The 23,267-nt window shown below is 60.7% G+C and carries 24 protein-coding genes; 7 read left to right on the plus strand and 17 right to left on the minus strand.

What is annotated here, in order from left to right:
* Nucleotides 1-21: 21 nt before the first annotated feature.
* The 3 genes from DT23_RS12425 to DT23_RS12435 are packed head-to-tail and all read right to left on the minus strand — an operon-like array spanning nt 22 to nt 2,377.
* Complete coding sequence (locus tag DT23_RS12425) at nt 22-810, minus strand: lysophospholipid acyltransferase family protein (RefSeq protein ID WP_051697267.1); 789 nt, start codon at nt 808-810, stop codon at nt 22-24.
* Nucleotides 810-1,706: a cell division protein FtsX gene (locus tag DT23_RS12430; protein ID WP_038131667.1), complete on the minus strand. Its 897-nt coding sequence runs from the start codon at nt 1,704-1,706 to the stop codon at nt 810-812. The genes DT23_RS12425 and DT23_RS12430 overlap by 1 nt, the downstream gene beginning before the upstream one ends.
* Nucleotides 1,706-2,377 carry a cell division ATP-binding protein FtsE gene (locus DT23_RS12435; protein ID WP_038131833.1) on the minus strand — a complete coding sequence of 224 codons (672 nt, stop codon included), beginning with the start codon at nt 2,375-2,377 and terminating at the stop codon, nt 1,706-1,708. The genes DT23_RS12430 and DT23_RS12435 overlap by 1 nt, the downstream gene beginning before the upstream one ends.
* A 139-nt stretch (nt 2,378-2,516) precedes the next feature.
* Here DT23_RS12435 and DT23_RS12440 point away from each other — a divergent pair, with 139 nt between their 5' ends.
* Nucleotides 2,517-3,740: a zinc-ribbon domain-containing protein gene (locus tag DT23_RS12440; protein WP_081847151.1), complete on the plus strand. Its 1,224-nt coding sequence runs from the start codon at nt 2,517-2,519 to the stop codon at nt 3,738-3,740.
* Between the two features lie 59 nt (nt 3,741-3,799).
* On the opposite strand, the gene DT23_RS12445 is transcribed toward DT23_RS12440, so the two are convergent.
* From DT23_RS12445 to argH, 4 genes are read right to left on the minus strand one after another with little or no spacing between them, the layout of a single operon-like run.
* Nucleotides 3,800-6,610, minus strand: coding sequence for a DUF4175 domain-containing protein (locus DT23_RS12445; RefSeq protein WP_051697268.1), 2,811 nt, complete (start codon nt 6,608-6,610; stop codon nt 3,800-3,802).
* A 38-nt stretch (nt 6,611-6,648) separates the two neighbouring features.
* On the minus strand, nt 6,649-7,914 hold the full coding sequence (lysA, locus tag DT23_RS12450) for a diaminopimelate decarboxylase (RefSeq protein ID WP_038131669.1): 1,266 nt from the start codon (nt 7,912-7,914) through the stop codon (nt 6,649-6,651).
* Nucleotides 7,915-7,926: 12 nt separating this feature from the next.
* Nucleotides 7,927-8,025 carry a lipoprotein gene (locus DT23_RS20045; protein WP_240473605.1) on the minus strand — a complete coding sequence of 33 codons (99 nt, stop codon included), beginning with the start codon at nt 8,023-8,025 and terminating at the stop codon, nt 7,927-7,929.
* Nucleotides 8,022-9,428: an argininosuccinate lyase gene (gene argH, locus DT23_RS12455; protein WP_038131671.1), complete on the minus strand. Its 1,407-nt coding sequence runs from the start codon at nt 9,426-9,428 to the stop codon at nt 8,022-8,024. Before argH ends, DT23_RS20045 begins: the two co-directional genes overlap by 4 nt.
* 26 nt (nt 9,429-9,454) lie before the next feature.
* Here argH and DT23_RS12460 point away from each other — a divergent pair, with 26 nt between their 5' ends.
* The gene (locus DT23_RS12460; RefSeq protein WP_038131673.1) at nt 9,455-10,000 is read left to right on the plus strand and encodes a TlpA family protein disulfide reductase; all 546 of its coding nucleotides are present in this window, start codon (nt 9,455-9,457) and stop codon (nt 9,998-10,000) included.
* 170 nt (nt 10,001-10,170) lie between these two features.
* Here DT23_RS12460 and DT23_RS12465 read toward each other — a convergent pair whose 3' ends face one another.
* Nucleotides 10,171-11,409: a PAS domain-containing protein gene (locus DT23_RS12465; protein ID WP_051697269.1), complete on the minus strand. Its 1,239-nt coding sequence runs from the start codon at nt 11,407-11,409 to the stop codon at nt 10,171-10,173.
* A 171-nt stretch (nt 11,410-11,580) separates the two neighbouring features.
* On the opposite strand from DT23_RS12465, the gene DT23_RS12470 reads away from it, so the two are divergent.
* The 4 genes from DT23_RS12470 (at nt 11,581) to yddG (ending at nt 15,577) form a co-directional block, all read left to right on the plus strand.
* A complete protein-coding gene (locus DT23_RS12470; RefSeq protein ID WP_051697282.1) occupies nt 11,581-12,426 on the plus strand; it encodes an EAL domain-containing protein in 846 nt (281 codons plus the stop codon).
* A gap of 179 nt (nt 12,427-12,605) precedes the next feature.
* A complete protein-coding gene (locus DT23_RS12475; RefSeq protein ID WP_038131674.1) occupies nt 12,606-13,781 on the plus strand; it encodes an acetyl-CoA C-acetyltransferase in 1,176 nt (391 codons plus the stop codon).
* A gap of 106 nt (nt 13,782-13,887) precedes the next feature.
* A complete protein-coding gene (gene phbB / locus DT23_RS12480; RefSeq protein ID WP_038131676.1) occupies nt 13,888-14,610 on the plus strand; it encodes an acetoacetyl-CoA reductase in 723 nt (240 codons plus the stop codon).
* 61 nt (nt 14,611-14,671) lie between these two features.
* Nucleotides 14,672-15,577, plus strand: coding sequence for an aromatic amino acid exporter YddG (gene yddG / locus DT23_RS12485; protein ID WP_051697283.1), 906 nt, complete (start codon nt 14,672-14,674; stop codon nt 15,575-15,577).
* Nucleotides 15,578-15,592: 15 nt separating this feature from the next.
* Here the strand turns inward: yddG and DT23_RS19110 are convergent, their stop codons facing one another.
* The 3 genes from DT23_RS19110 to DT23_RS12495 all read right to left on the minus strand — a co-directional run bounded on the left by DT23_RS19110 (nt 15,593) and on the right by DT23_RS12495 (nt 16,852).
* Nucleotides 15,593-15,760: a YdcH family protein gene (locus DT23_RS19110; protein ID WP_081847153.1), complete on the minus strand. Its 168-nt coding sequence runs from the start codon at nt 15,758-15,760 to the stop codon at nt 15,593-15,595.
* A gap of 118 nt (nt 15,761-15,878) precedes the next feature.
* Nucleotides 15,879-16,640 carry a tRNA1(Val) (adenine(37)-N6)-methyltransferase gene (locus tag DT23_RS12490; protein WP_038131677.1) on the minus strand — a complete coding sequence of 254 codons (762 nt, stop codon included), beginning with the start codon at nt 16,638-16,640 and terminating at the stop codon, nt 15,879-15,881.
* The gene (locus DT23_RS12495) at nt 16,640-16,852 is read right to left on the minus strand and encodes a putative signal transducing protein (protein WP_038131679.1); all 213 of its coding nucleotides are present in this window, start codon (nt 16,850-16,852) and stop codon (nt 16,640-16,642) included. Before DT23_RS12495 ends, DT23_RS12490 begins: the two co-directional genes overlap by 1 nt.
* Nucleotides 16,853-16,913: 61 nt before the next feature.
* Between DT23_RS12495 and DT23_RS12500 the strand changes: the two genes are divergently transcribed.
* A complete protein-coding gene (locus tag DT23_RS12500) occupies nt 16,914-17,915 on the plus strand; it encodes a polyprenyl synthetase family protein (protein WP_038131680.1) in 1,002 nt (333 codons plus the stop codon).
* Nucleotides 17,916-18,037: 122 nt separating this feature from the next.
* Here DT23_RS12500 and DT23_RS12505 read toward each other — a convergent pair whose 3' ends face one another.
* The 6 genes from DT23_RS12505 to DT23_RS12530 form a co-directional block, all read right to left on the minus strand.
* A complete protein-coding gene (locus DT23_RS12505; protein WP_038131681.1) occupies nt 18,038-19,369 on the minus strand; it encodes a glutamine synthetase family protein in 1,332 nt (443 codons plus the stop codon).
* Nucleotides 19,370-19,372: 3 nt separating this feature from the next.
* Nucleotides 19,373-20,200, minus strand: a complete 828-nt coding sequence (locus DT23_RS12510; protein WP_038131682.1) for an ABC transporter permease — start codon at nt 20,198-20,200, stop codon at nt 19,373-19,375.
* Entirely contained in the window at nt 20,197-21,078 is an 882-nt protein-coding gene (locus DT23_RS12515; protein WP_038131683.1) for an ABC transporter permease, read from the minus strand. Before DT23_RS12515 ends, DT23_RS12510 begins: the two co-directional genes overlap by 4 nt.
* 43 nt (nt 21,079-21,121) lie before the next feature.
* Nucleotides 21,122-21,844: a transporter substrate-binding domain-containing protein gene (locus tag DT23_RS12520; RefSeq protein ID WP_038131684.1), complete on the minus strand. Its 723-nt coding sequence runs from the start codon at nt 21,842-21,844 to the stop codon at nt 21,122-21,124.
* Nucleotides 21,845-21,876: 32 nt separating this feature from the next.
* Nucleotides 21,877-22,671: an ABC transporter ATP-binding protein gene (locus tag DT23_RS12525; protein ID WP_276202220.1), complete on the minus strand. Its 795-nt coding sequence runs from the start codon at nt 22,669-22,671 to the stop codon at nt 21,877-21,879.
* Nucleotides 22,672-22,812: 141 nt separating this feature from the next.
* Nucleotides 22,813-23,262, minus strand: coding sequence for a tellurite resistance TerB family protein (locus DT23_RS12530; RefSeq protein ID WP_038131685.1), 450 nt, complete (start codon nt 23,260-23,262; stop codon nt 22,813-22,815).
* Nucleotides 23,263-23,267 lie beyond the last annotated feature (5 nt).

The following is a 23,267-nucleotide window of genomic DNA, read 5'->3' on the forward strand; positions in this document are numbered from 1 at the left end:
TATCACTCTGAAAACAGCTGATTACGCGGCAGGTTCGCCCTGCGGTGCGACGAACCCGGCCTCTGCCATGAGCGCGTCCGACTGCGTTTCGACCCGCTCTTGCAACTCGCTCAGCACGCCGGGCGCGGACAGGCCGGCGGGGATCGGGGGCATGAATTCGACCACGCCAACCCCGGAATGAATCGGCCAGCCGCGCTTGCTCCAGAACAGGCCGACATTGGTGGCGACCGGGTAGACGGGCAGGCCCGTGGCATCCGCAATCACCCCGATCCCCTGCTTGTAGCGCCGCTTTTCTCCCGGGCGGGTGCGCGTGCCCTCGGGATAAATGATAAGCTGGCCAAGCCCTTCTTTTTGCGCCTTTTTCACGCCCTCAAGCATCGCTTTCATCGCCTCAGACCCGCGCGAGCGGTCAATCGGAATGCAACCGGCTTGCAGCGCATACCAGCCCATGATCGGCACATTCATGATCTGCTTTTTCATGATGAACGAACGCTGCGGCATGTGATGGGCGATGATCAGAATGTCGAAAAAGCTTTGATGCTTGGCCCCGACCAGACAGTCGCCCTCGGGCATCTCACCGCGCAATTCATAGCGCAGGCCAAGATAAAACCGCGCCGCCGCTAGCAGATGCCCCGACCAGACCGAGGCCACCTTATGCGCCCCGACCCGGCCGCGGGGCAGTTGGAAAATCAGCCCCCAGATGCCGAAAACCAGCGTCGCCAACGCGATATGAACGTAAAACACCGCAGCACGCACATAGCTGAACCACGTGATCCTGCCGGGAAGATGGGATTTTACAGCGTCGTTCATCAGCGAATTCTCCGAAGCATGCGGGCGGCGGCAAAACGGGTTGCGCCATAGGCGACAATCGCAGCCACCGGCGGAATAATCAGCGGCCAGAACCAGCCCCAGCCGCTAAAGCCGAGCCCCGTCAGAAAGCCCCCCGCCTCATTGGCCGAGGGCAGCGCGGCCATCGCCGCCATTCCCAATAGCACACCCAGCCCCGCCCCTGCGAGACCGCGCAGCGTGAAACGGCGCACGAAAGCGCGTGCGATGAACGTATCGCGCGCGCCAACCAGTCGCAGCGTGGCAATCACCTGACCATTGGCGGCCAAGGCAGCCTGCGCGGCCAGCGTGATCATCCCCGCCATCGCACCGAAGATCAGCACCAGCGACATCAACCCCAGCAGGCGCAGCCGTTCAGCTGCCGCCACCAACGGACGGCGCCAACGGGTGTGATCGTCAAACACCGCACCGGGGGCCTCGGCCTGTAGACGCAGGCGCAGCCCTTCGGAATCGATGCCCGTGTTGGTTTCGGTCACGGCGATCAGCTTGGGCAGCGGCAGCGCATCGACCGGCAAATCAGGGCCGAACCACGGCTTGAGCAGGTCTTTCATCTCGTCATTGCCCAGCACCCGGTCACTGGCCACGCCGGGCGTCGTTTTGAGCACCGCCAGAACGGCGGCGACCTGCGCCTCCATCTGATCGGGCGGGGCCGAAATGCGGATCGTGGCCGAGCGCGCCAGACTATCGGCCCAGCGATCCGCCAGCCGCCCCGTCGCCAGAGACAGCGCCAGCGCAAACACCGCCAGAAACGCCATCGCGGCGGCGGTCAGCAGCGTCAGCCGCGCGGTAAAGCCGGTGGGCGGAACGACACGATCCGCGCCAGGGCGTTCGGATTTCAGCAAGGACAACGGTGCGCGCATCACAGATCGGCCCCCGCATGTTGCAAGCGACGATTCGCGATGCGCAAAACCCGCGCCGAAACCTGCGCCTTGGCTTGCCGGATCAGGTTCAGATCGTGCGTGGCGATTACCACCGTTTTGCCCATGCGGTTCAGCTCCGTCAGCAACGACAAGAGACGTAGCGACATCTCCCAATCAAGGTTGCCCGTCGGCTCATCGGCCAAAATCACATCGGGCGACATGATGATTGCGCGCGCCAGCGCCGCGCGTTGCCGCTCGCCTCCGGAGAGCTGTGCGGGCAGCGCCTCGCGGCGATGTTTCAGCCCGACCCAGCCCAGCAATTCATGCAGCTCGCCCGCATTTACGGGGCGGCGCGACACCGTCATCGGTAGGGCCACGTTTTCTTCAACCGAGAGATGTTCGAGGAACTGGCAATCCTGATGCACGACACCGATACGCTGGCGAATTCCGGCGATATCGTCGCGCGTCATACCTAGCGCATCCTTGCCAAACAGCGTCAGTTGCCCCGTTGAGGGCAGCAATTCCGCGTAGCATAGCTTGAGAAATGTCGTCTTCCCGGCCCCTGACGGACCAGTCAAAAAATGAAACGATCCGGGCGCCAAGCTAAGCGACATGTCGCTTAACAGCTCTTTGCCGCCATAGCTCATCGCCACATGTTGCAGTTTGATCACGGCCAAGCCCTCTATTTTGTGCGCTTCATCGGCCCTATGTGACCAAAATGCTTGGACTTTCGTCCTGCGCTTGCTACAACATAAAAAAGCGGTTGGCCAGAACAGCAAAACGTCAACACGGGCAGGGACAGGATTTAAGATGCGCTTGGTTTGCCCCAATTGCGGCGCTCAGTATGAAGTGGATGACGCGGTCATCCCTCCGAACGGTCGTGATGTGCAATGTTCGAATTGCGCACATAGCTGGTTTCAGCCCTCTAAAGCCATGCTTGACGCCGAGGCTGCAACGCCCGAACCCGATCCGGTTCCCGAAGATTGGGACGCCGAAGGGTGGGAAAGCGCGGCAGATACGCCGGTCGCTGATGCGACTGCACCCGAGCCCGAGCCCGAGACTGCACCGGTCGAAGCAGGCTCAACCGAAGATGCGCCAGATGTAGAAGACGCGTTTGAGGAGAGCGAAGAAGAAATTGATTGGGATTTCGACGCTGAGGAAGGCGCCGAGGAAAGCGACGACACCACCGATCCCGAGACAGACGAAATCGCGCCGCTCTCTGAAGTTGCGGTTCAGGCCGATATGGAAGCCCATAGCGCCGCCGTTGAGTCCGAGCAAACCGAGGCCGCACAGGATACGCAGCCCGTCGAAGACGATGCGCAAGATAAAGACGACACCGATGTCGCGATTGCCTCGCTTTTGGCCGCCGGAGCGGCGGGGGACGCCATTGGCGCGGCCCCGAAAGCGGGTGTAACGCCGCGCAAGCCGCTGGATGACAGCCTGCTGTCCGTGTTGCGCGAAGAGGCCGAACGCGAGGCCGCGTATCGCCGCGCCGAGGGCGTCAGCGAGATGCAGGTGCAAGACGAAATGGCGCTGGATGGCGCACCCGAGGCGAGCGAAGCCCCGATTACGCCCGCAGCTAGGCTGGCTGAGCAGCGCCGTTCGGTGCCAGATTTCTCGGATCTCAATGATCCGGATGCCGAGGACGAAGATCGCGTCGCGGATCTCAATGGCAGCGAGCCCGATGATGCAGCGCGCACGCGCGGGCGCGAACGTCTGCCCAATATAGACGAGATTAACGACACGCTCACCGCGACCACAGATCGCACGGGGGAAACGATTGCGGAAAGCTCGCCCGAGATGGCGGCGCGGCGGCGGTCGGGGTTCTCGCGCGGGTTTGTCTTTATGCTTCTGCTCGCGGCAATATGTGCGCTGGCCTATATTTTTGCGCCTCAAATCAGCGCGCGCGTCCCGGCTGCGGCCACCCCGATGGCGGGCTATGTCGCGACGGTCGATCAGGGGCGGGTCTGGCTGAATGATCAGATGAGCGCGATCACCGAGAAGTTGCAAGGCGATCAGACGAGCGCACAGTAAGCCCGTTTGTGCCTTGCAAAATCAACGATTCAAAGTCGATTTAATGCCCCGCAATTGCCTTAGCCGGCATTGCCAAACTGATCGAGCAAACGCTTGAGATAGTCGAGTTCTTCCTCGGGGCGCAGCCTTTCGCCTGAACGCCGACGGATCTCATCAAGCAGGTTTTGCGCGCGCCGATACACGTCCTCGCCTTGCAGCATTTCGCGATCGGTGCCGAGTTGATTGCCATCGCCTTGCGCGCGCCCCAGCGGATCGCGCGCCATGCCGTTAGGACCATTCTGCCCTGGAGTTCCGGCCTGCCGACCGCTTTCGCCGGGCTGACCCTGCTGGCGCGCCTGCTCGCCCCGCATCGCTTCACCAAGCGCACGCATCCCCTCGCGCAGCGCCTCAATAGCGTCGGCCTGACGGTCGATGGCGGTGCTGTTATCGCCTTCACGCAGCGCTTGTTCCGCCTCATCCATCGCGCGACCGGCATCGCCCAGACGTTTGTCAGCCTCTTCACCCGCCTCGCCGCCATAGCCCGGAAGCAGACCTTTCTGGCGGTCCAATTCGCGGCGCAAATCGCGTTGGCGCTCGGCAAGGTTTTGCCCCTGCGTGCCGCCCTGTCCGCCTTCAAGCCCGGGCTGGTCGCCTTGGCCTTGACCGTCGCGCTGCGCCTGACCTTCTCCGCCCGGTCCGGTGCCTTGCTGATCGCCCGGCTGGTCGCCCTGACCTTGCTGGCCCTGGCCTTGTTGACCTTGGCCCTGTTGACCTTGCTGGCCTTCTTGTCCTTGGCCTTGCTGGCCCTGTTCGCCTTGCCCCTGTTGGCCCTCGCCTTGCTGACCCTGCTGACCTTGCTGGCCAGACTCAGCTTGGCGCTGGCGTTCTTCGGGGCTGATGAACTGGTCCTGAAGGTCGCGGAAGGCCTCGTCCGACAGATCCTGCTGTTCTTTGAGCGTGTCCTGCAAATCGCGCATCGCCTTGCCACCCGGCGTGTCGCCCTGCCCGCCCTGGCCCTGCGTGACCTTGAGGTTCTCCATCATCCGCGCGAGCTGATCGAGCAGTTCCTGCGCCTCGGCCATCCGGCCCTCTTCCATCAGCTTCTGGATCTGGTCCATCGTCTGTTGAATCTGGTCGCCGGTGATCTGCTGGCTCGGCTGGTTCTGGTCACCAAATTGCGGGCCGTCTTCCTGATCTTGCGCGCGCTCGGCCAGCATCTTGATGTAGTTGTCGGTCGCCTCTTTCAGCTCTTGCATGAGCTTGGCGATCTCGTCTTGGCTGGCCCCGTTTCGGATCGCCTCGGACAGCTTTTCCTGCGCCTTTTGCATCGCAGCCAACGCATCAGCCAGCCCGCCATCCTCGACCAGTTCGGCCATTTTCCACAGCGCCTCGGCGATCTCATCGCGCACCTCGGGCGTCAGGCTGGCATCCTGCAGCCGCCCGATCACAAGGCGCATCATCAGATAGACTTCCTCGCGCTTGATAAAGCCCTCATGGCGGTTGGTCAGCGCGCGCAGCAGATCGGCGTCATAACCCGCATTGCCGCGCGACCACAACAGATCGCGGCGCACCTCGATCAACGCCGCCGCCAGCGGATCGAAGAAACGCTTGCCCGGCAGCACCATTTCCTGCACGGGCGATTTGCCGGTTTGGCCACGCCCATCCTCGACCTCAAGCGTCAGCTTGACGGGCAGGTTCGCCCACGGGTGTTTAGCCGCGTCCTCGACCAGATTTTCGGTGAAATCGGCGCGCGTTCCGGTGATCGGCATCGGCAGATCGTAGATCAGATCGGGGCGTTTCTCGGGCGCGATGGCCAGACCGTAGCGACGATCGACCTTGGCCAGATCCAGCGAAATCACCGCATGTCCGCTGGTCACGGCGTAATCATCCTGTGCGTGGAAGGGTTGCGAAAGCTTGCCATCCGCGCGCCGCTCGGCGATCTTTTCCAGCGTGACCGAGGGCGCACTGTCGCCTGCTACGACCACGCGAAACGCGCGCCCCGCAGGCCCTTCGAGCGAGATCATACCGCTGCGCACGGCCTCAAATTCATGGGTTTCGATGCCCGCACCCGCCTGCGCCGCACCCTGTTCGGGCAAAGCTGCGGGGTTCGAGACGTTTTCGGAAAACCCGATCGCGCCCGTCGCACCATAAAGACGGATCGAGAACCGGGTGCCCTCGGGCACGCTTAGCGTATCGCCTTCGACCTTGTTAAGATACAGCCCCGGCTTGCCGGTATAGCGCGGCGGCGAGGCCCAGCCTTCCCAGCTTGGCCCCATCGCGGCCTCGGCGCTACCGGATGTGCCGGGCATCCCCTCGTTCGGGTGCCAAATGCGTTGCGGCACACCGAAAATCACCGCCACCACCAGCGCCGTCAGCGCGGTCAGGCGCAGCGCGTAAGGATCGCGGCGCGCCAGATCCGGGTCGGGGCGCGGCGCGCGTGCGCCCGAAGCCGCCTGCGCCATACGCCGCAAATGCGCCGCCCAAAGCGCGCGGGCTGCCGGATCATCGCCGCCCAGCGCCATCTCATCATCCAACGCCGCAAGCGGGCGGCCGGGTAGCGTTGCGTCAAGACGCGCAATCGCCTCGGCGCGGCGCGGCCAGCGCATCTTCCACGCGCCCCAGCCAAGCGCGGCGAGGATAGCAATCAGGGCGACAAGCCAGAACCAGCGTGCCATCGCGCCAAGCTCGGCGGGCAGCGCGAACGCCTGCGCCGCGCCAATCAGCGCCAGCAGCGACAGCAGCGGCCAAAAGGCGCGCAGGCCGCGTTCGACCACCATTCCCGCATGGGTCAGCGCAATCGGACGCGCCAGCAGCGCCAAAGGCCCCTGCCCTGTCCGATCCGCGCGCGGTGCACGCGTTAAGCCTTTGGCAAACCAGCGTTTAACCGGCATGTCTCCCTTTCAGGGGCCGCTGATTCCCGCCCATCGGGTCAGAGCCACTCGGGTATGCTATCGCGCGCCAGCATTTCTTCAAAGCTCGGTCTTGCCCGAATGAGAGCAAATTCGCCGCCCTGCACCAAAACTTCGGGGATCAGCGGGCGCGAATTATACTCTGACGACATCACCGCGCCATACGCGCCAGCCGAGCGGAACGCGACCAGATCCCCCGGCGCGAGCGGCGTCATATCGCGCGCCTTGGCGAAAGTGTCGCCGGTTTCACAGACCGGACCCACGATATCATAGGGTGCAGATTGCGTGCCGGGCTGAGGCTCGATCACCGGGACGATATCGTGATAGGCACCATACATCGACGGGCGCACGAGGTCATTCATCGCCGCATCAAGGATCAGGAAATCACGCCCCTCTCCTTCCTTGAGATAGATCACCGAAGTGACCAAAACCCCGGCGTTACCCGCAATCAGCCGACCCGGTTCGATCTCGATCTCGCAGCCCAGATCGCCCAGCGCACGTTCGATCACCTGACCGTATTCGATGGGCAAGGGCGGTGCGGAGTTCGAGCGTTCGTAAGGAATGCCAAGCCCGCCGCCCAGATCAAGACGGCGGATATCGTGGCCATCCTCGCGCAGGGCCAGCGTCAGGTCGCGCACCTTGGTAAATGCGGCGTTAAAGGGTTCAAGGTCCGTCAGTTGGCTGCCGATATGCACATCGACGCCGACCACGTCGATGCCGGGCAGTTTCGCCGCCAGCGCATAGACCGCGCGGGCCTTGGCAATCGGAATGCCGAACTTGTTTTCCGACTTTCCTGTCGCGATTTTCTCATGCGTCTTGGCATCAACATCGGGGTTCACGCGCAACGCAATCGGGGCTGTGACGCCCATCTTTGCGGCGATTTGCGAGATCGCCTCAAGCTCGGGTTCGCTCTCGACGTTGAACTGGCGGATACCGTTTTCCAAGACGTAGGTGATTTCTTCGCGCGTCTTTCCGACGCCCGAAAACACCACGCGATCACCGGGCACACCAGCGGCGCGCGCACGGCGATATTCACCGCCCGAGACCACATCCATGCCCGCGCCCAGATCACCCAGCAATTTCAGCACAGCAAGGTTGGAATTGGATTTGATCGCGAAACAGATCAGGTGGTCGGTCCAGTTCAGCGCCTCCTGGAACAGCTTGAAATGGCGCGTCAAAGTCGCTGCCGAATAGACATAAAACGGCGTGCCAACGCTGGCCGCGATTTCGGGCAGGGGCACGTCTTCGGCATAAAGAACGCCGTCGCGATACAGAAAATGATCCATGATATCTTCCGGTTACTGGGTGGTGACCTGATCGGGCGGCGTGGGTGGACCATCGACGCCACAGGCGGTCAGGGCAAAAAGAGAGGCCATCAGAAGGGCTGCGATTTTCATCCCAAAATCTCCTTCCAGCGCGCGACCTGTGCGCGCACCTGCTCGGGCGCGGTGCCGCCATACGACATGCGCGAGGCCACCGAATTATGCACGCCAAGCACGCCAAACACGTCTTTGGTGATCGCAGGATTGACCGATTGCATCTGCTCCAGCGTCAGATCGGGCAGATCGCAGCCCGCATCTTCCGCCATCGCCACGAGCGAGCCGGTGACGTGATGGGCGTCGCGGAACGGCAAGCCTGCCTCGCGCACCAGCCAATCGGCCAGATCAGTCGCGGTGGAGAACCCGGCCGACGCGGCGGCCTCAAGATTGGCCTGATGCACCGTCAGATCACCGATCATCCCCGCCATTGCCGCGAGCGCCAGCATCAGGTTGTCGGCAGCATCAAAGACCTGCTCTTTATCTTCCTGCATGTCCTTGGAATAGGCGAGCGGCAGGCCCTTCATCACGGTAAACAGCGCCACCGAAGCCCCAAGGATGCGCCCGATTTTGGCGCGGATCAGCTCGGCTGCGTCGGGGTTACGCTTTTGCGGCATGATGGAGCTGCCGGTTGACCATTTGTCCGACATTGACACAAAGCGGAACTGCGCTGACGACCAGATCACCAGCTCTTCGGCAAGGCGGCTAAGATGCACGGCACAAATCGTCGAGGCCGACAGAAATTCCAGCGCGAAATCACGGTCTGACACCGCATCAAGGCTATTCGCCATCGGACGGTCAAAGCCCAAGCTGGCCGCCGTTGCGTGGCGGTCGATGTTGAAGCCCGTGCCCGCCAGAGCCGCCGCCCCCAAGGGACATTCGTTCATCCGCTTGCGCGCATCCTCAAAGCGGGATTTGTCGCGCGCAAACATCTCGACATAGGCCATCATGTGGTGGCCAAAGGTCACGGGCTGCGCGGTTTGCAGATGGGTGAAACCGGGCATCACCCAATCCGCACCCTCTTCCGCGCGGGTCACCGCCACACGGATCAGCGCATCCAGCGAGGTGATCGCGGCGTCGCATTGCTCGCGCACCCACAGCCGGAAATCGGTGGCGACCTGGTCGTTGCGCGAGCGCGCCGTGTGCAAACGCCCCGCCGGCTCACCGATCAGATCCTTGAGCCGCGCCTCGACATTCATGTGAATATCTTCGAGCGCGGTGGAAAACGGAAAATCACCGGCCTCGATTTCTGACAAAACCGTGATCAGCCCTTCCCCGATGGCCTGCGCATCCTTATCACTGATGATACCTTGTGCGGCGAGCATCGCAGCATGAGCCCGGCTGCCACGGATATCTTGGGCATAGAGCCGCTGGTCGTAGCCGATGGACGCATTGATCGCCTCCATGATAGCGTCCGGCCCCGCGGCGAAACGCCCGCCCCACATCGCGTTGGAGGCTTGGGTATCTTTGGTGGCGTCAGTCATGGTTCGAGCCCTTTTTCGGAGGCAATATGTTACGGTTTCTTGTCCTTTATACGGCGCTGGCACTGGGTGCAAATGCTGCGCAGGCCGCCGATCTGAATGCGCTGAAAGAAGGATCGATGGAATCGCTGGTCACCTATTCCAAACCGCTGCCGATGCCGCCGTTTTCCTTTACGGATGATCAAGGCGGCGAGCATTCCTTGGCAGAGTATAAAGGAAAGGTCGTTTTGGTGAATTTCTGGGCGACGTGGTGCCCGCCTTGCCGCGAAGAAATGCCCTTTCTCAACACACTCGAAAAAGAGTTGGGGGGAGATCATTTCGCTGTGGTGACGATTGCCACGGGCGGGTCGAATTCGCCCGCAAAGGTTGGCGCATTCTTTGATAAAGAAAAGCTGGACGCCTTGCCGCGCTTTTACGACGAGGCAGCTTTTGCGTCACGCGCGATGGGCGTGCTTGGGCTGCCGGTGACGGTGTTGGTCGACAAGGACGGCCATGAGGTCGGGCGCATGATTGGCGGGGCGCAATGGGACTCCCCCGAGGCCAAAAAGCTGCTTGAGGCGATGATCAAGGGCTGAGGCAAAGATCGGCGGAGCGTGCGCGCTTCTCGTGCGCTCACCGGTTTGCGTGGCTTGACCTAGAATGACTGCCGCGACATTTTCAGTTGAATGCGTGTCGCCGAGACCAAGGCGACATTACAATTCTGGTGCCGTAAGTCCCTTAAATCATAAGCACAATCCCGCCCTACTTACGCCGCTTTGGATTGGCGCAAATAGCGTGTCATCGACTGCTCAATCTCTTCCGAGAGGCGCATAATGGATTCCAGACGTCCCTTGATATCGTCGTGAAAGCCGTCGAGTTGGTCAATCGTCGCGCTTAGCCCGCCCGAATTGTCGCGCATCCGCCCGCACTCGACCCGGCCCAGCACGCGGATGGTATCAAGCCCCAGCATCTGGCGCCGGATCTCGCGGCTTTGCTGTGTTAGTTGGCCAGCAATCGTGGCAGCTTTTCCCATCGCCACGCGCGCGTCGATTGACGCTTTTTGCTCAAGCTCATTTAGCAATTCACGCTCTGTCGCCCAGTCGATGCCTTCAACCGGATCCGCCTGCACGAATTTCGCGTTCATCTCGGATAACACACGGCTGCTTCCCAAAAGAAACAAAGCACGCGCTACCTCGCGCGACATCTGATCGCAAATATTCCCCTCCCCAGCGACGAAGCTGCGCAAACGATCTGAAATCACCACAGACGACGCTTTATAATTCTCTGAAATTGCCGAAACCGGCCCGCCAGAGGGTTCCAACCGCGACGCGACGATGCGCATGTTATTGGGGACCGATTGCAGCGCCTCGAAACTGCGCAGTAAGCCGACCTGCTCCTTCGTGGCGCGCTCCATCGCGGTGTTCATCTCGGCCAAGACTTGGGTGCGCGGATCTGCGGTGCGGCGCAATTGACGGTCGCGCGCAGCCAATTCATGTCCCAAAGCATGGGCCATGAAATTGGTATAGCTCGAAAAACCGTCCGCTTGCGCGCCCATGCGCAGCATTCCGGCACTTTCCTCGGGGTCGATTTTTTCAACCCGCTCGCGTTCCGAAAAGGTCGCATAGAATTGTTTCATCTTGTCAGACAAATCACTGACCGGCTTCAACCGCACGGATAAAAAACCGCCATCAATCGGCAAAATCACGGCAAAAACCCAATACCAGCCGCCCGATTTGGACCGATTTTTGACGTAGGCGCCCATGGGATAGCCTTTTTGGATCGCATCCCACAGGATTCGGAACACAGCGCGCGGAGTTTCCGGATGGCGCACGATCTTATGAGGCGCGCCCAGCAACGCGCCCCACTCATAGCCCGAGACCCGACGAAACACCTCATTACCCGCAATAATTACCCCGCGTGAATCGGTGCGTGAATAAAACAGCTCTTCAAGCTTAAAGGGCTCTTCTCCGGCATGGCGGTCTGCCGTCTCGGCTTGGTGGCTCATCTAATCCTCGGATGCTGCGACTCAAGTCAGACTAGCGCGCGGAGCTTACTCAATCGTTTACGAAAACCCGAAGCCGAGGGCGGATTAACCATGCTGATAAAGAGAGGCGCGTTTTTACGGGTTATTAGCGCCTTTATCGCAATTTAGGCGATGTTGGTGATGGAGTGGAACATGACAAATCGCGAAAAGCCAGATCACGAGCCGATCAACGCGGAACTGCGAAGCCCGCTTGCCTATGCCGTGGCAGAGCAGGACCGACAGACGATTGCCCTCGTGCGCGATGCGATTGCGCGCCGCGATGTTTTGCTGGCCTATCAGCCTGTCGTGCAAACTGCGCGCCCCGATCAACCGGCGTTTTACGAGGGGCTGATCCGGGTACTGGATGAGACCGGTCGCATTATACCTGCCAAAGATTTCATCGAAACCGTCGAGATGACCGAACTGGGCCGAAAACTGGACTGTTTGGCGATCGAGATGGGACTAGAAGCGTTGATGGAAAACGAGGGGCTGCGCCTTGCGATTAATATGTCGGCGCGTTCCATTGGCTATCCGGCCTGGATGAAGGCGCTCAATCGCGGGCTGGCGATCGACGAGACGGTCGCAGATCGCCTTATTCTGGAAATCACCGAAAGCTCGGCCATGCATATGCCCGAACTGGTAACCGTCTTTATGGAGGATTTACAGGCCCGTGGGGTCAGCTTTGCGCTTGATGATTTCGGCGCGGGCTACACATCATTTCGCTACCTGCGCGAATTTTATTTCGACATTCTCAAAATCGATGGGCAGTTCATTCGCGGCATCGCGCAAGATCCCGACAATCAAGCCCTGACCAAATCTCTTCTCGATATTGCGCGCCATTTTGAGATGTTCACGGTCGCGGAATCTGTCGAAAATGCACAAGATGCCAAATATCTTAGCCAGATCGGCGTGGAATGCTTGCAAGGCTTTTATTACGGCGCCCCGACAGTTAACCCGCCTTGGCGCCCTCTCTCGCAGGCGACGCGAAGAAGCGCCTGATCTGTGCATATCGACGCCCTAAAAACACGGCAAAGCGCCATCATCGTCGCGCAACAAAATTGCGCGACCATTCCCTTTCGCAAGCCGTTTCGACTTGACCTGCCCCACGTATCCGCCATGCTGCGCGCTAGCAGGTGGGCGCGACCGCGCGCACTTTATTTCGTGATGAGGAGGATCCCATGACCAATGTCGTCATCGTCTCGGCTGCGCGTACAGCCGTCGGCTCGTTCAATGGTGCGTTCGCGAACGTTCCCGCCCATGATTTGGGTGCGGCCGCGATTGAAGCCGTGATTGCGCGCGCAGGCATCGACAAAGGCGAGGTATCAGAAACCATTCTCGGTCAGGTTCTGACAGCCGGTCAGGGGCAAAACCCCGCTCGCCAAGCCCATATCAATGCCGGCCTGCCCATCGAATCCGCCGCGTGGTCGATCAATCAGGTCTGCGGTTCCGGCCTGCGCACGGTTGCCCTTGGTGCGCAACATATCCTGCTTGGCGACGCGAATATCGTTGTTGCCGGCGGTCAAGAAAGCATGTCGCTCAGCCCCCATGTCGCGCATCTGCGTGCGGGTCAGAAAATGGGCGATATGAAGATGATCGACTCGATGATCAAGGATGGTCTGTGGGACGCGTTCAACAACTATCACATGGGCCAGACCGCTGAAAACGTTGCCAACCAATTCCAGATCTCACGTGAGATGCAGGATGAATTCGCGCTGGCCAGCCAAAACAAAGCCGAAGCCGCGCAAAAGGCAGGTAAATTCGCCGATGAGATCGCGCCTTTTACCGTCAAGACCCGCAAGGGCGAAACGGTGGTCGATCAGGACGAACATATCCGTCACGGCGCGACACTTGAAAGCATGCAGAAACTGCGCCCCGCCTTCACCAAGGATGGCTCAGTAACCGCAGGGAATGCTTCGGGGCTTAATGACGGGGCCGCGATGGTGCTGCTCATGACCGAGGAAGAGGCGGCGAAACGCGGCCTGACGCCGCTTGCGCGCATCGCCTCTTATGCAACGGCCGGTCTGGATCCCTCGATCATGGGCTGCGGGCCAATTCCGTCTTCGCGTAAGGCGCTGGAGAAAGCGGGCTGGAAGCCGGACGATCTGGACCGGATTGAGGCAAACGAGGCCTTCGCCGCGCAAGCCTGTGCCGTGAACAAGGATATGGGCTGGGATACCTCAAAGGTGAACGTCAATGGCGGCGCGATTGCGCTTGGCCACCCGATTGGGGCTTCTGGCGCGCGCATCCTCAACACTCTGCTGTTTGAGATGAAACGCTCGGGCGCGAAAAAAGGGTTGGCCACCTTGTGCATCGGCGGCGGCATGGGCGTCGCGATGTGTATCGAAGCTATGTGAGCGAAATTTATCCGTTATTTACAATCGGGGCGCGCAACTTTGTTGCGCGCCTCTTTTCTTTTCGGTAACACCATTACAACGGGTTTCAATTGGAGGAGTAAACATCATGTCCAGAGTTGCACTGGCCACCGGCGGATCACGCGGCATTGGTGCCGCGATTTCGGCTGCACTCAGCGAGGCTGGCTACACCGTCGTCGCCAACTATGCTGGCAATGATGAGGCGGCAGCGAAGTTCACCGAGGAAACCGGTATCAAGACCTACAAATGGTCCGTTGCCGATTATGACGCCTGCGCAGCCGGAATCGCGCAGATCGAAGACGAGGTTGGCCCGATCGACGTGCTGGTCAACAACGCCGGGATCACCCGCGATGCACCGTTTCACAAGATGACGCGCGAGCAGTGGAGCCAAGTCATCGACACCAATCTGAGCGGCGTGTTCAACATGACCCACCCGCTTTGGACCCGGATGCGCGAGCGCAAATTCGGTCGCATCGTCAACATCTCGTCGATTAACGGTCAGAAGGGTCAGTTCGCGCAGGCGAACTACTCAGCCGCGAAGGCGGGCGATCTGGGCTTTACCAAAGCGCTGGCGCAAGAAGGCGCGCGCGCCAATATCACCGTGAACGCCATTTGCCCGGGCTATATCGGGACCGAAATGGTGATGGCCGTGCCAGAGAAAGTGCGCGAATCGATCATCGCGCAAATCCCGGTCGGCCGTCTCGGCGAGCCGAAGGAAATCGCGCGCGCAGTGGTGTTTTTGGCCTCCGATGATGCGGGCTTTATCACTGGCTCGACGATCACGGCCAATGGCGGGCAGTATTTCGTCTAATCCCCTCTTGGCATTGCGCATCGAGGCCCGCATCTTGCGGGCCTCTTTTATTGGCGGGCACATGACACCTAACAAGGCGACGTTCATCGGGTTTACAGCTGTGCTGCTATGGTCGCTTCTGGCGCTGTTCACGGTCGGCTCTGCCCCCGTACCGCCCTTGCAGCTCAACGCAATGTGCTTCGCCATTGGCGGCGTGATCGGCGTGATCTGGCTAACTGTCACCGGCAGCTTGCACCAACTGCGCCGGGTGCGCTGGCCGATCTATCTGGCGGGCACGGCGGGGCTGTTTGGCTATCATTTTCTTTATTTCTCCGCGCTGCGTCTGGCGCCCCCCGCACAGGCCGGGTTGATCGCCTATCTCTGGCCGCTGCTGATCGTGTTGTTTTCCGGCCTTCTCCCCGGCGAGCGGTTAAACATCTGGCATATTATCGGTGCGTTGGTGGCGTTCGCGGGTGCGACCCTGATCCTTGGCAAAGGGATCGCGGGCGATGCCAGCGCGCTGCCGGGCTATGCTTTGGCGGGGCTGTGCGCGCTGACATGGTCAAGCTATTCGCTGCTGTCGCGCCGCTTTGACGCCGTGCCGACTGCGGCGGTCGCGGTCTATTGTCTGGCAACGTCGGTTTTGTCGGGGGCCGCGCATTTCGCGCTGGAAACGACGGTCTGGCCGCACGGCGCGCTGGGTTGGGCGGCCGTGCTGGGCCTTGGGCTTGGGCCGGTCGGACTGGCCTTTTATACTTGGGATCTGGGCGTGAAACGCGGAGACATTCAACTGCTTGGCACGGCGTCCTACGCGGCCCCGCTGGTCTCTACATTGGTTTTGGTGGTGGTGGGGATCGCCCCGGCAAGCCCCGTTCTGCTGATCGCAGCCATGTTGATCACAGGTGGGGCAGGTTTGGCGGCGATGGGGGCGGCACGCGCGCGGCGCCCCGTGATTGAAACCGAGCCGCCGCGACGGGCGGCCCGATAATTTTGAGAGGGGCCCTCAGGCCTGTTCAAGACGGTGAATTTGTTCTTTTAGTCGGAGCTTTTGCTTCTTCATGCGCGCGATCTCAAGGTCGTCGGTAGCGGGGCTTCGCGCCGCACGTTCTACCTCCGCCGCCAGAGATTCATGTTTCCTGCGAAGTTCGGTGATATGCGAACCAAGCGACATGGCAGTCTCCTCTCTTGTTGTCAGCCCGTTGATTGCATCACAGCTTTTGAGTCGTGTCACGAGTTTGTCGTAAAAAGACGGGCAATCAGCAGTTTTATCGCGAAGTCTTGCGAAAAGCTTAACGGCGAATGAGCAATTTTTGACCACCGCGCAGGATAGCGTGCGCAATTTCTGAAAAATCTTCCGCATCGCGTGTATGCTGTGGTGCGCCATGCACGATCAGGGGGGCAAGCAGTTCCAGCGGCGCGCGCGCCCCTTTGCGAGCCTGCACGATCACGCGGCGCGCCGGACGCCCGATGCGCGGCGCGATCGGCAAGACGGTGATCGCGCCTGCACGCCCTTGCAGACCTGCCAGAATATCGCCCAGCCGATCAACCTGCTGGATCAGCGTCACCATGCCATCGGGGTGCAAGCGACGCAGCCCGGCATCCAGCCACAGCGCCAGCGGCGTGACCTCTCGCAGCGCGTGTTCGCGTTCGCGATCCGTGGCGGGGGTGCCGCTTTGGGGCACGAAATAAGGCGGATTGGCAATAATATGATCAAAGCTGCGCGCACGCAGATCGGCGGGCATCTCGGCCAGATCGCCTTCGATCACCTCAAGGGTCATCGCGTTGCTTTGCGCATTGGCGCGCGCCAAAGCAGCGTAGCGCGGCTGCACCTCAAGTCCGGTCTGGCGCAGCCCTGCCACCCGCGCGCCCAGACACAGGCTGGCCACCCCTGCCCCGCAGCCCAGTTCCAACACCGATTGCCCCGCGCAGGCATCGCAAGCCGCCGCTAAAAACACCGCATCCATCGCTGAACGATAGCCCGCCTTGGGCTGCGCGATGCGCAAACGCCCGCCCAGAAACCCGTCCTCGCTTAGCTCGGCAGGCGCAAACATCAATCCGGCCCGATCTCATTGTCGCGCAGAACGGCTTGGGCAAGGAACAGCTCGCCATCGCGCACCATCAAACGGCGCGGCAATATGCCCAATGAGCCCTCCAGAACGCTCATATGGACGTCCATCTGGAAGGCTTCTATACCCTCGCCCTTGAGCAATGATGCTGCAAAAGCGAGTTTGACAGGGTCGGTACTACGCAATAGCTCTTTCATGTCCCTCCCATACGGCCCCGAGCGCGGGCTGTCGAGATGGGGCCAGAGCGGAAGGATGACAATGAGCCTTGATGACAAGACGGAAAAACCGCATGAGCGGCTGGCCAAAGCGCTGGAAGCCGATCTGAGCGCAACCGATGCGCTGATCGTGCAGCGTATGGCGTCGGAAAATGCGCCGCGCATTCCTGAAGTGACCGCGCATCTTGTGGGGGCTGGCGGCAAGCGGCTGCGACCGATGCTGACGATCGCGGCGGCGCGGTTATGTGGCTATCAGGGCAGCCTGCATCACAATCTCGCGGCGGCGGTCGAGTTCATTCACACCGCCACCCTGCTGCATGATGATGTGGTCGATGAAAGCAAACAGCGCCGGGGGCGGCCCACCGCGAACCTGCTATGGGACAACAAATCCAGCGTTCTGGTGGGCGATTACCTGTTTGCGCGGTCCTTCCAGTTGATGACGGACACGCAAAACCTGCGGGTGCTGTCGATCCTGTCCAACGCAAGTGCCGTGATCACCGAGGGCGAGGTGCTGCAACTGAGCGCTGCCGAAGACCTCGCGACGACCGAGGACACCTATTACAAGGTTGTGCGCGGCAAGACGGCGGCGCTGTTTTCGGCCTCAGCCGAGGCCGGCGCGGTGCTGGCCGGTGCGTCTGAGGAGCAGATTTCGGCGCTGCATGATTATGGCGAAAGTCTGGGAATTGCGTTTCAGGTGGTCGATGATCTGCTCGATTATCTCAGCGATGCCAAGACGATGGGCAAAAACGTCGGCGATGACTTCCGCGAGCGTAAACTGACGCTGCCGCTGATCAAAACCATCGCCAAAGCCAATGACGAAGAGGGCGCGTTCTGGAAGCGCGTGATCGACAAAGGCGATCAGCATGAGGGTGATCTGGAACACGCTTTGGGCCTGATGAAGGCACATGGCGCGCTGGAAGAAACCCGTCAGGCTGCTATCGGCTGGGCCGATCGGGGCCGCGCGCGTCTGTCGGTGCTACCCGCCGGAGATCTGCGCGATATGCTGGATGATCTTGCCGATTATGTCGTGGCGCGGCTGCGCTAAAGGCGGTTTTGGCGGGTCGGCGGCTGCGACATAAAGGATAGCGTCGGTCTGACATTTTAAGGACCAGTTTCTTGGCGAAACTGGTCCTTTTCATTGGCGGTGTAACTCGGGGGCAGCGCGCCCTAGACGGTATCGAGGTAAAGCTCGCTCTGTTCCTGTTCGGACAGTTCTGCCATGTAGCGCAGTTCTTGGCGTTTGGTCATCGCGAAATTCTCGATCAACTCGCGTTCAAAGATACGCCCGATCATCTCACTGCTGGTGAAGGCCTCAATCGCGGCCCCCCATTCGGTGGGCATTTGCGGCAAATCGAGCGCATAGGCATTGCCCTTGATCGGTGCGGGCGGCTCTTTGCCATCCTTGAGGCCCTCAAGCGCGGCCCCCAGAACGGCGGCAATCATCAGATAGGGGTTCACGTCGCCCCCGGCCACGCGATGCTCGATGCGGCGCGCAGAGGGGCCAGAGGCCGGGATACGCAGCGCCGAGGTGCGGTTCTCATAGGCCCAAGCGATGCCTGTCGGCGCGTGGGCATCCGGCACCAGCCGGTCATAGCTGTTCTCGTGAGGCGCAAAGACCAGCGTCGAGCCTTCCATTGCGGCCAGACAGCCCGCCACCGCATGGCGCAGCTTGTCCGAGCCTTTCTCGGTGCCGTCGTTGAAGATGTTCTTGCCCGCGCTATCGAGCACCGAGAAATGCATATGCATGCCGTTGCCCGACCACTCGTCATAGGGTTTGGCCATGAACGAGGCCGCAAAGCCGTGACGACGCGCCAACCCCTTGACCAGCATCTTGAACAGCCACGCATCATCAGCCGCCTTGAGCGCATCATTCTGGTGGCTCATGTTGATTTCGAACTGGCCCGGGCCTGCCTCGGAGATCGCGGTATCGGCGGGGATATCCATCGCCTCGCAGGCATCATACAGCTCGGTGAAGAAGATATCGAACGCATCAAGCGCGCGCAGGGACAGCACCTCACCGCCCGAGCGGCGCTTGCCAGAACGCGGACTTGGTGGCACGCGCAACTGCTTGCCGGAATCGTCGATCAAGAAGAACTCCAGCTCGGTCGCGACGACGGGGGTCAGGCCCATCGCGGTGTAGCGTTCCGCCACCCGTGCCAGCGCCTGACGCGGATCGCCCGCATAGGGCGTGCCATCCATGTGAAACATCCAGATCGGCAGCAGCGCGGTGGGGGCCTCAAGCCAGGGCATCGGCATGAAACCACGCTCGGTCGGCATCAACAGCCCGTCGCAATCACCCGATTCAAAGACCAGCGGGCTGTCTTCGATATCCTCGCCCCAGATATCGAGGTTCATCACCGAAAACGGAAATCGCGTGCCTTCGGAGAATACCTTATCGGCGAAACGCGCGGGCAGCCGCTTGCCTCGTGCCACTCCGTTAAGATCTGCCGCAGCGACGCGGATCGTGCGCACATCGGGATGATCGTGCAGCCAGTCCATAACTCACCTGATGATTTGCGGCCTGAAACGCATCTTTGCGCGCCGCTCTTGCGGCAGATGGCGGTTCAGGCGGCGGTTGATAAAGCCAAAGAGTGTGATCACCGACAGCGTGAGCAAGATGAAATAGAAAGCCGCGATCGGATAGGGAATGAAGGGGTTAAACGTCTTGTCGGCGAAGTATTTCGCATAATACAGCGCGTCACCCTCTTGGCGAAACGCCGGAAAGCCCGAGAAAAACACCAACGTCGTGGCGTGAAACAGGAAAATCGCCTCGTTGGTATAAGACGGCCAGGCAAGCCGCAGCATGGTCGGCCACGTCACCCGGCGAAACTTGTTCCAGCCCGACAGCCCATACGCATCCGCCGCCTCAAGATCACCCTTGGGCACCGAGCGCAGCGCACCGTAGAAAATCTCGGCGGCATAGGCAGAGGTGTTGAGAAACAGCACGAACAGCGCCCCGGCCCAAGCCCGCGTCATCCAGTCGGTATCCACCGTGATGCCCAGCACCGGAATGCCCGCGCGCGGCAGCATCGAAAGCGCCTCATAGGCGAGGAAAAACTGGATAAACAGCGGCGAGCCCCGAAAGACGAAGATGAACCACTCGGCGGGTTTGCGGATCAGCCGCGTTTCGGTGTTTTTAGCCAGCGCCAAAGCGGTCGCCAGAAAGAACCCGCCCAGCAGCGCGAGCACGCCGAAATAGATGTTCCACACCATGCCCGAGCCGATCAGCGTGAATTGCTGGCACATCGTGAAATCGCTGCGCGGCAACAACCGCTCGCCCACGCCAACCGAGCGCAGGCCATAATCGGCGATGGTCTGAAGACAGCTCATATGTCGGCCTTTCGCAGCGCTTCACCGCCCGCCGTCGCCTGCCCGAAGGACAGCTTGCGATTGATGCGGGTCAGCACGATCTCGGAAAGTTTGGTCATCACGAGATAGAACACCAACAGCACGAGGAAATAATAGACCCGCCAATCGGGATGGGGATAGGCGTAAACGGTGGATTTCGTGGCGCCCAACTCGCGCGCCCAATAGACGATATCCTCGATCCCCAGCAAGAACAGCAGCGGTGTGGCCTTGATCAGGATCATCCACAGATTGGACAGGCCGGGCAGCGCATAGGTCCACATTTGCGGGATCAAAACGCGGCGCGTGACTTGGGCTTGCGTCATGCCATAGGCCTCGGCGGTTTCAAGCTGGGCGCGCGGCACCGCCTGCATCGCTCCATAGAGAACATTGGCCGCAAACGCGCCAAACACCACCGCAAAGGCAATCACCGCCAGCGAAAATCCGTAAATCTCGTGATAGATCTGGGGCGCGGAGTTCAGCGGCATTTTCGCCGCCGCGCAGACGTGAAACTCGTTGCCCGCAAACACCGGTTGGTTCCAGTCGGGGCATTTTATCCGGTTGCGCACATATTCGATCCCCTCATCCATCGCGATTGGAACGAAGAGGAAAAAGATGATGTCAGGCACGCCGCGCACCATCGCGGTATAAGTGCGACCGATCCAGCGCAGCGGGGTGATACGCGACCGCGCCGCCAGCGCCCCGCTAAAGCCGAACAACAACGCCACCGGGGCGGTGACGGCCAACAGCACCAGCACGATCCCGAACGAGCCATAAAACAGCATCTGCTTGCCCGTGGTGAGGTAGCAGAGCATCCATGACAGGCCATGAAGGGATGAGGGATCAGCGCAGCTTGAAAACATCTAAAGGTTTGGGGGCAAACCGCGCGGCCTGCCCCCTGTCCGATCAGTTCTTGAACGTCATCGAGTCAGCCCCGAAGTATTTCACGAGCAGCTTGTTCAGCGAGCCATCCGCTTTCATCTTGGTGATGCCATCGTTGAACTTGTCTTTCAGCGCGGTGTCGGATTTGCGCAGACCGATGCCGATACCATCGCCAAGCGAGACATCCTCACCCACAAACTCGAAACCGTCGGTTCCCGCAAACGGCTTAAGCGCGTCCTTATCGGCAAACACGGCATCTGCCTCACCGTTTTTCACAGCGGCGATGGTGTCATCCAGCGTGGCATATTCCGCCAGCGTCGCGCCGGTTTCGGCCACATGGGCGGCCTGAATCGTGCCGGTCTGGGCTGCGACAACGCCGCCTTTCAGGTCCGCATCAGGCGTGAGCGACAGGTAGGCCGAGGCCGCAGGCGGATAGTAAGCTTGCGTGAAATCAATCGATTGCTTGCGTTCATCCGTGATCGACATACCCGCCATGATCGTGTCGTAGTTGCCCGACAGCAAGTTGGGGATGATCGAATCCCAGTCATTGGTGACCCAGGTGCAGGTCAGACCTTCCATTTCGCACAGCTTGTCGCCCAGCTCGCGCTCGAAACCCGCAACCTGACCGTTATCGTCGATGAAGTTATAGGGAGGGTAAGCGCCCTCGGTCCCCATACGCACGGTTTCAGCAGCAGCGACACCGGCACTCAGCACAAGAGCGGCAGCCGTCAGGATCAGTTTTTTCATGTTATTTCCCCTGTCATTGGACTTGGTTGGTTTCACGCCGGCGCGGTGGCCGACAGGAACTGTTGCAGGCGCTCCGATTTCGGCGCGCCAAACAGGGCCTCTGGCGGGCCCTCTTCTTCGATCTTTCCCATATGGAGAAAGACCACATGGTCTGACACATCGCGCGCCAGCCGCATATCGTGGGTCACGAGGATCATCGTGCGATGCTCGCCCGCGAGATCCTTGATCACCTTGACCACCTCTTGCTGCAACTCGGGATCAAGCGCAGAGGTGGGTTCGTCAAACAACAGCGCCTTGGGCTCCATGCACAGCGCACGCGCAATCGCGGCGCGTTGCTGTTGACCGCCCGAAAGCTGCGCAGGATAGGCGTCGCATTTGTCGCCAATGCCAACCTTGTCGAGCAGCGCGCGCGCGAGCGGTTCGACCTCGGCCTTGGGGTGCCCCAGCACGGTGACCGGCGCCTCCATGACGTTTTGCAGAATCGTCATATGTGCCCAGAGATTGAACTGCTGGAATACCATCGACAGATTGGTGCGAAACCGCGTGACCTGTGCGCGATCGGCGGGGCGACGGGACTGGCCCTGCCCTTTCCAAAGCACGCCCTCACCCTCAAACAGGATCTCGCCCGATTGGCTGTTTTCGAGCAGGTTGGCGCAGCGCAGCAATGTGGATTTGCCTGATCCCGACGAGCCGATGAGCGAGATCACCTGACCGCGCAACGCCTTCAGAGAGACGCCCTTGAGCACCTCAAGAGAGCCGTAGCTCTTGTGAAGATCGCGAATTTCAATGACGGGCGCATCTTGCGATGCTGGGTCTGTCAGGGGCACGCTTGGCAGCTTCTCTTTGTCCGTTTGGTCAATCTGGCGCGAAATTCATACGGATTGCAACGGGGTCATGACAGTTGACCCAAGGAAAAGCGACGAAAACACAGGCAAATGGCGCAAAAACAGGCGCGGCATGCGCAAGGATCAGTTGCGCCGCGCCTCGACCCGCTGACGCGCCAGCGCCGAATCAACATCATTCACACCGAGTAGCTTTGAGGCCAGACGGATCAACGACTCCTCGTGGGACTCGCGCACACCGTCGGCCAGCGCCACGTCCCAGAGTGCCTCGATCACGCCGGTGCGGTCCTCATAGGCGACCTTGTCTTTCAGCGCGCGGGTGAAGCGCACGGTGTCGGGCGCGCCGGACTCAACCTCTTCGGCGTGATGGCGCAGCTCGGTTGCCTCGCGCGTCGACAGCCCGTTGCGCGCGGCCAGAACGCGGTCAATGCGCACCTTTTCCTCATCGTCATAATCCCCATCCGAGCGCGCAAGACGCACCAAAAGAGCGGCCAAAGCCAGCTCGCGCTCGTCCGAGGCCAGCGGATCAAGCGCGGGGGCGGGATCATTCAAGATATTGAGCAAGCGTCCAAACATGAGAG

It is taken from the genome of Thioclava indica (assembly GCF_000714545.1).
Classification (GTDB): domain Bacteria; phylum Pseudomonadota; class Alphaproteobacteria; order Rhodobacterales; family Rhodobacteraceae; genus Thioclava; species Thioclava indica.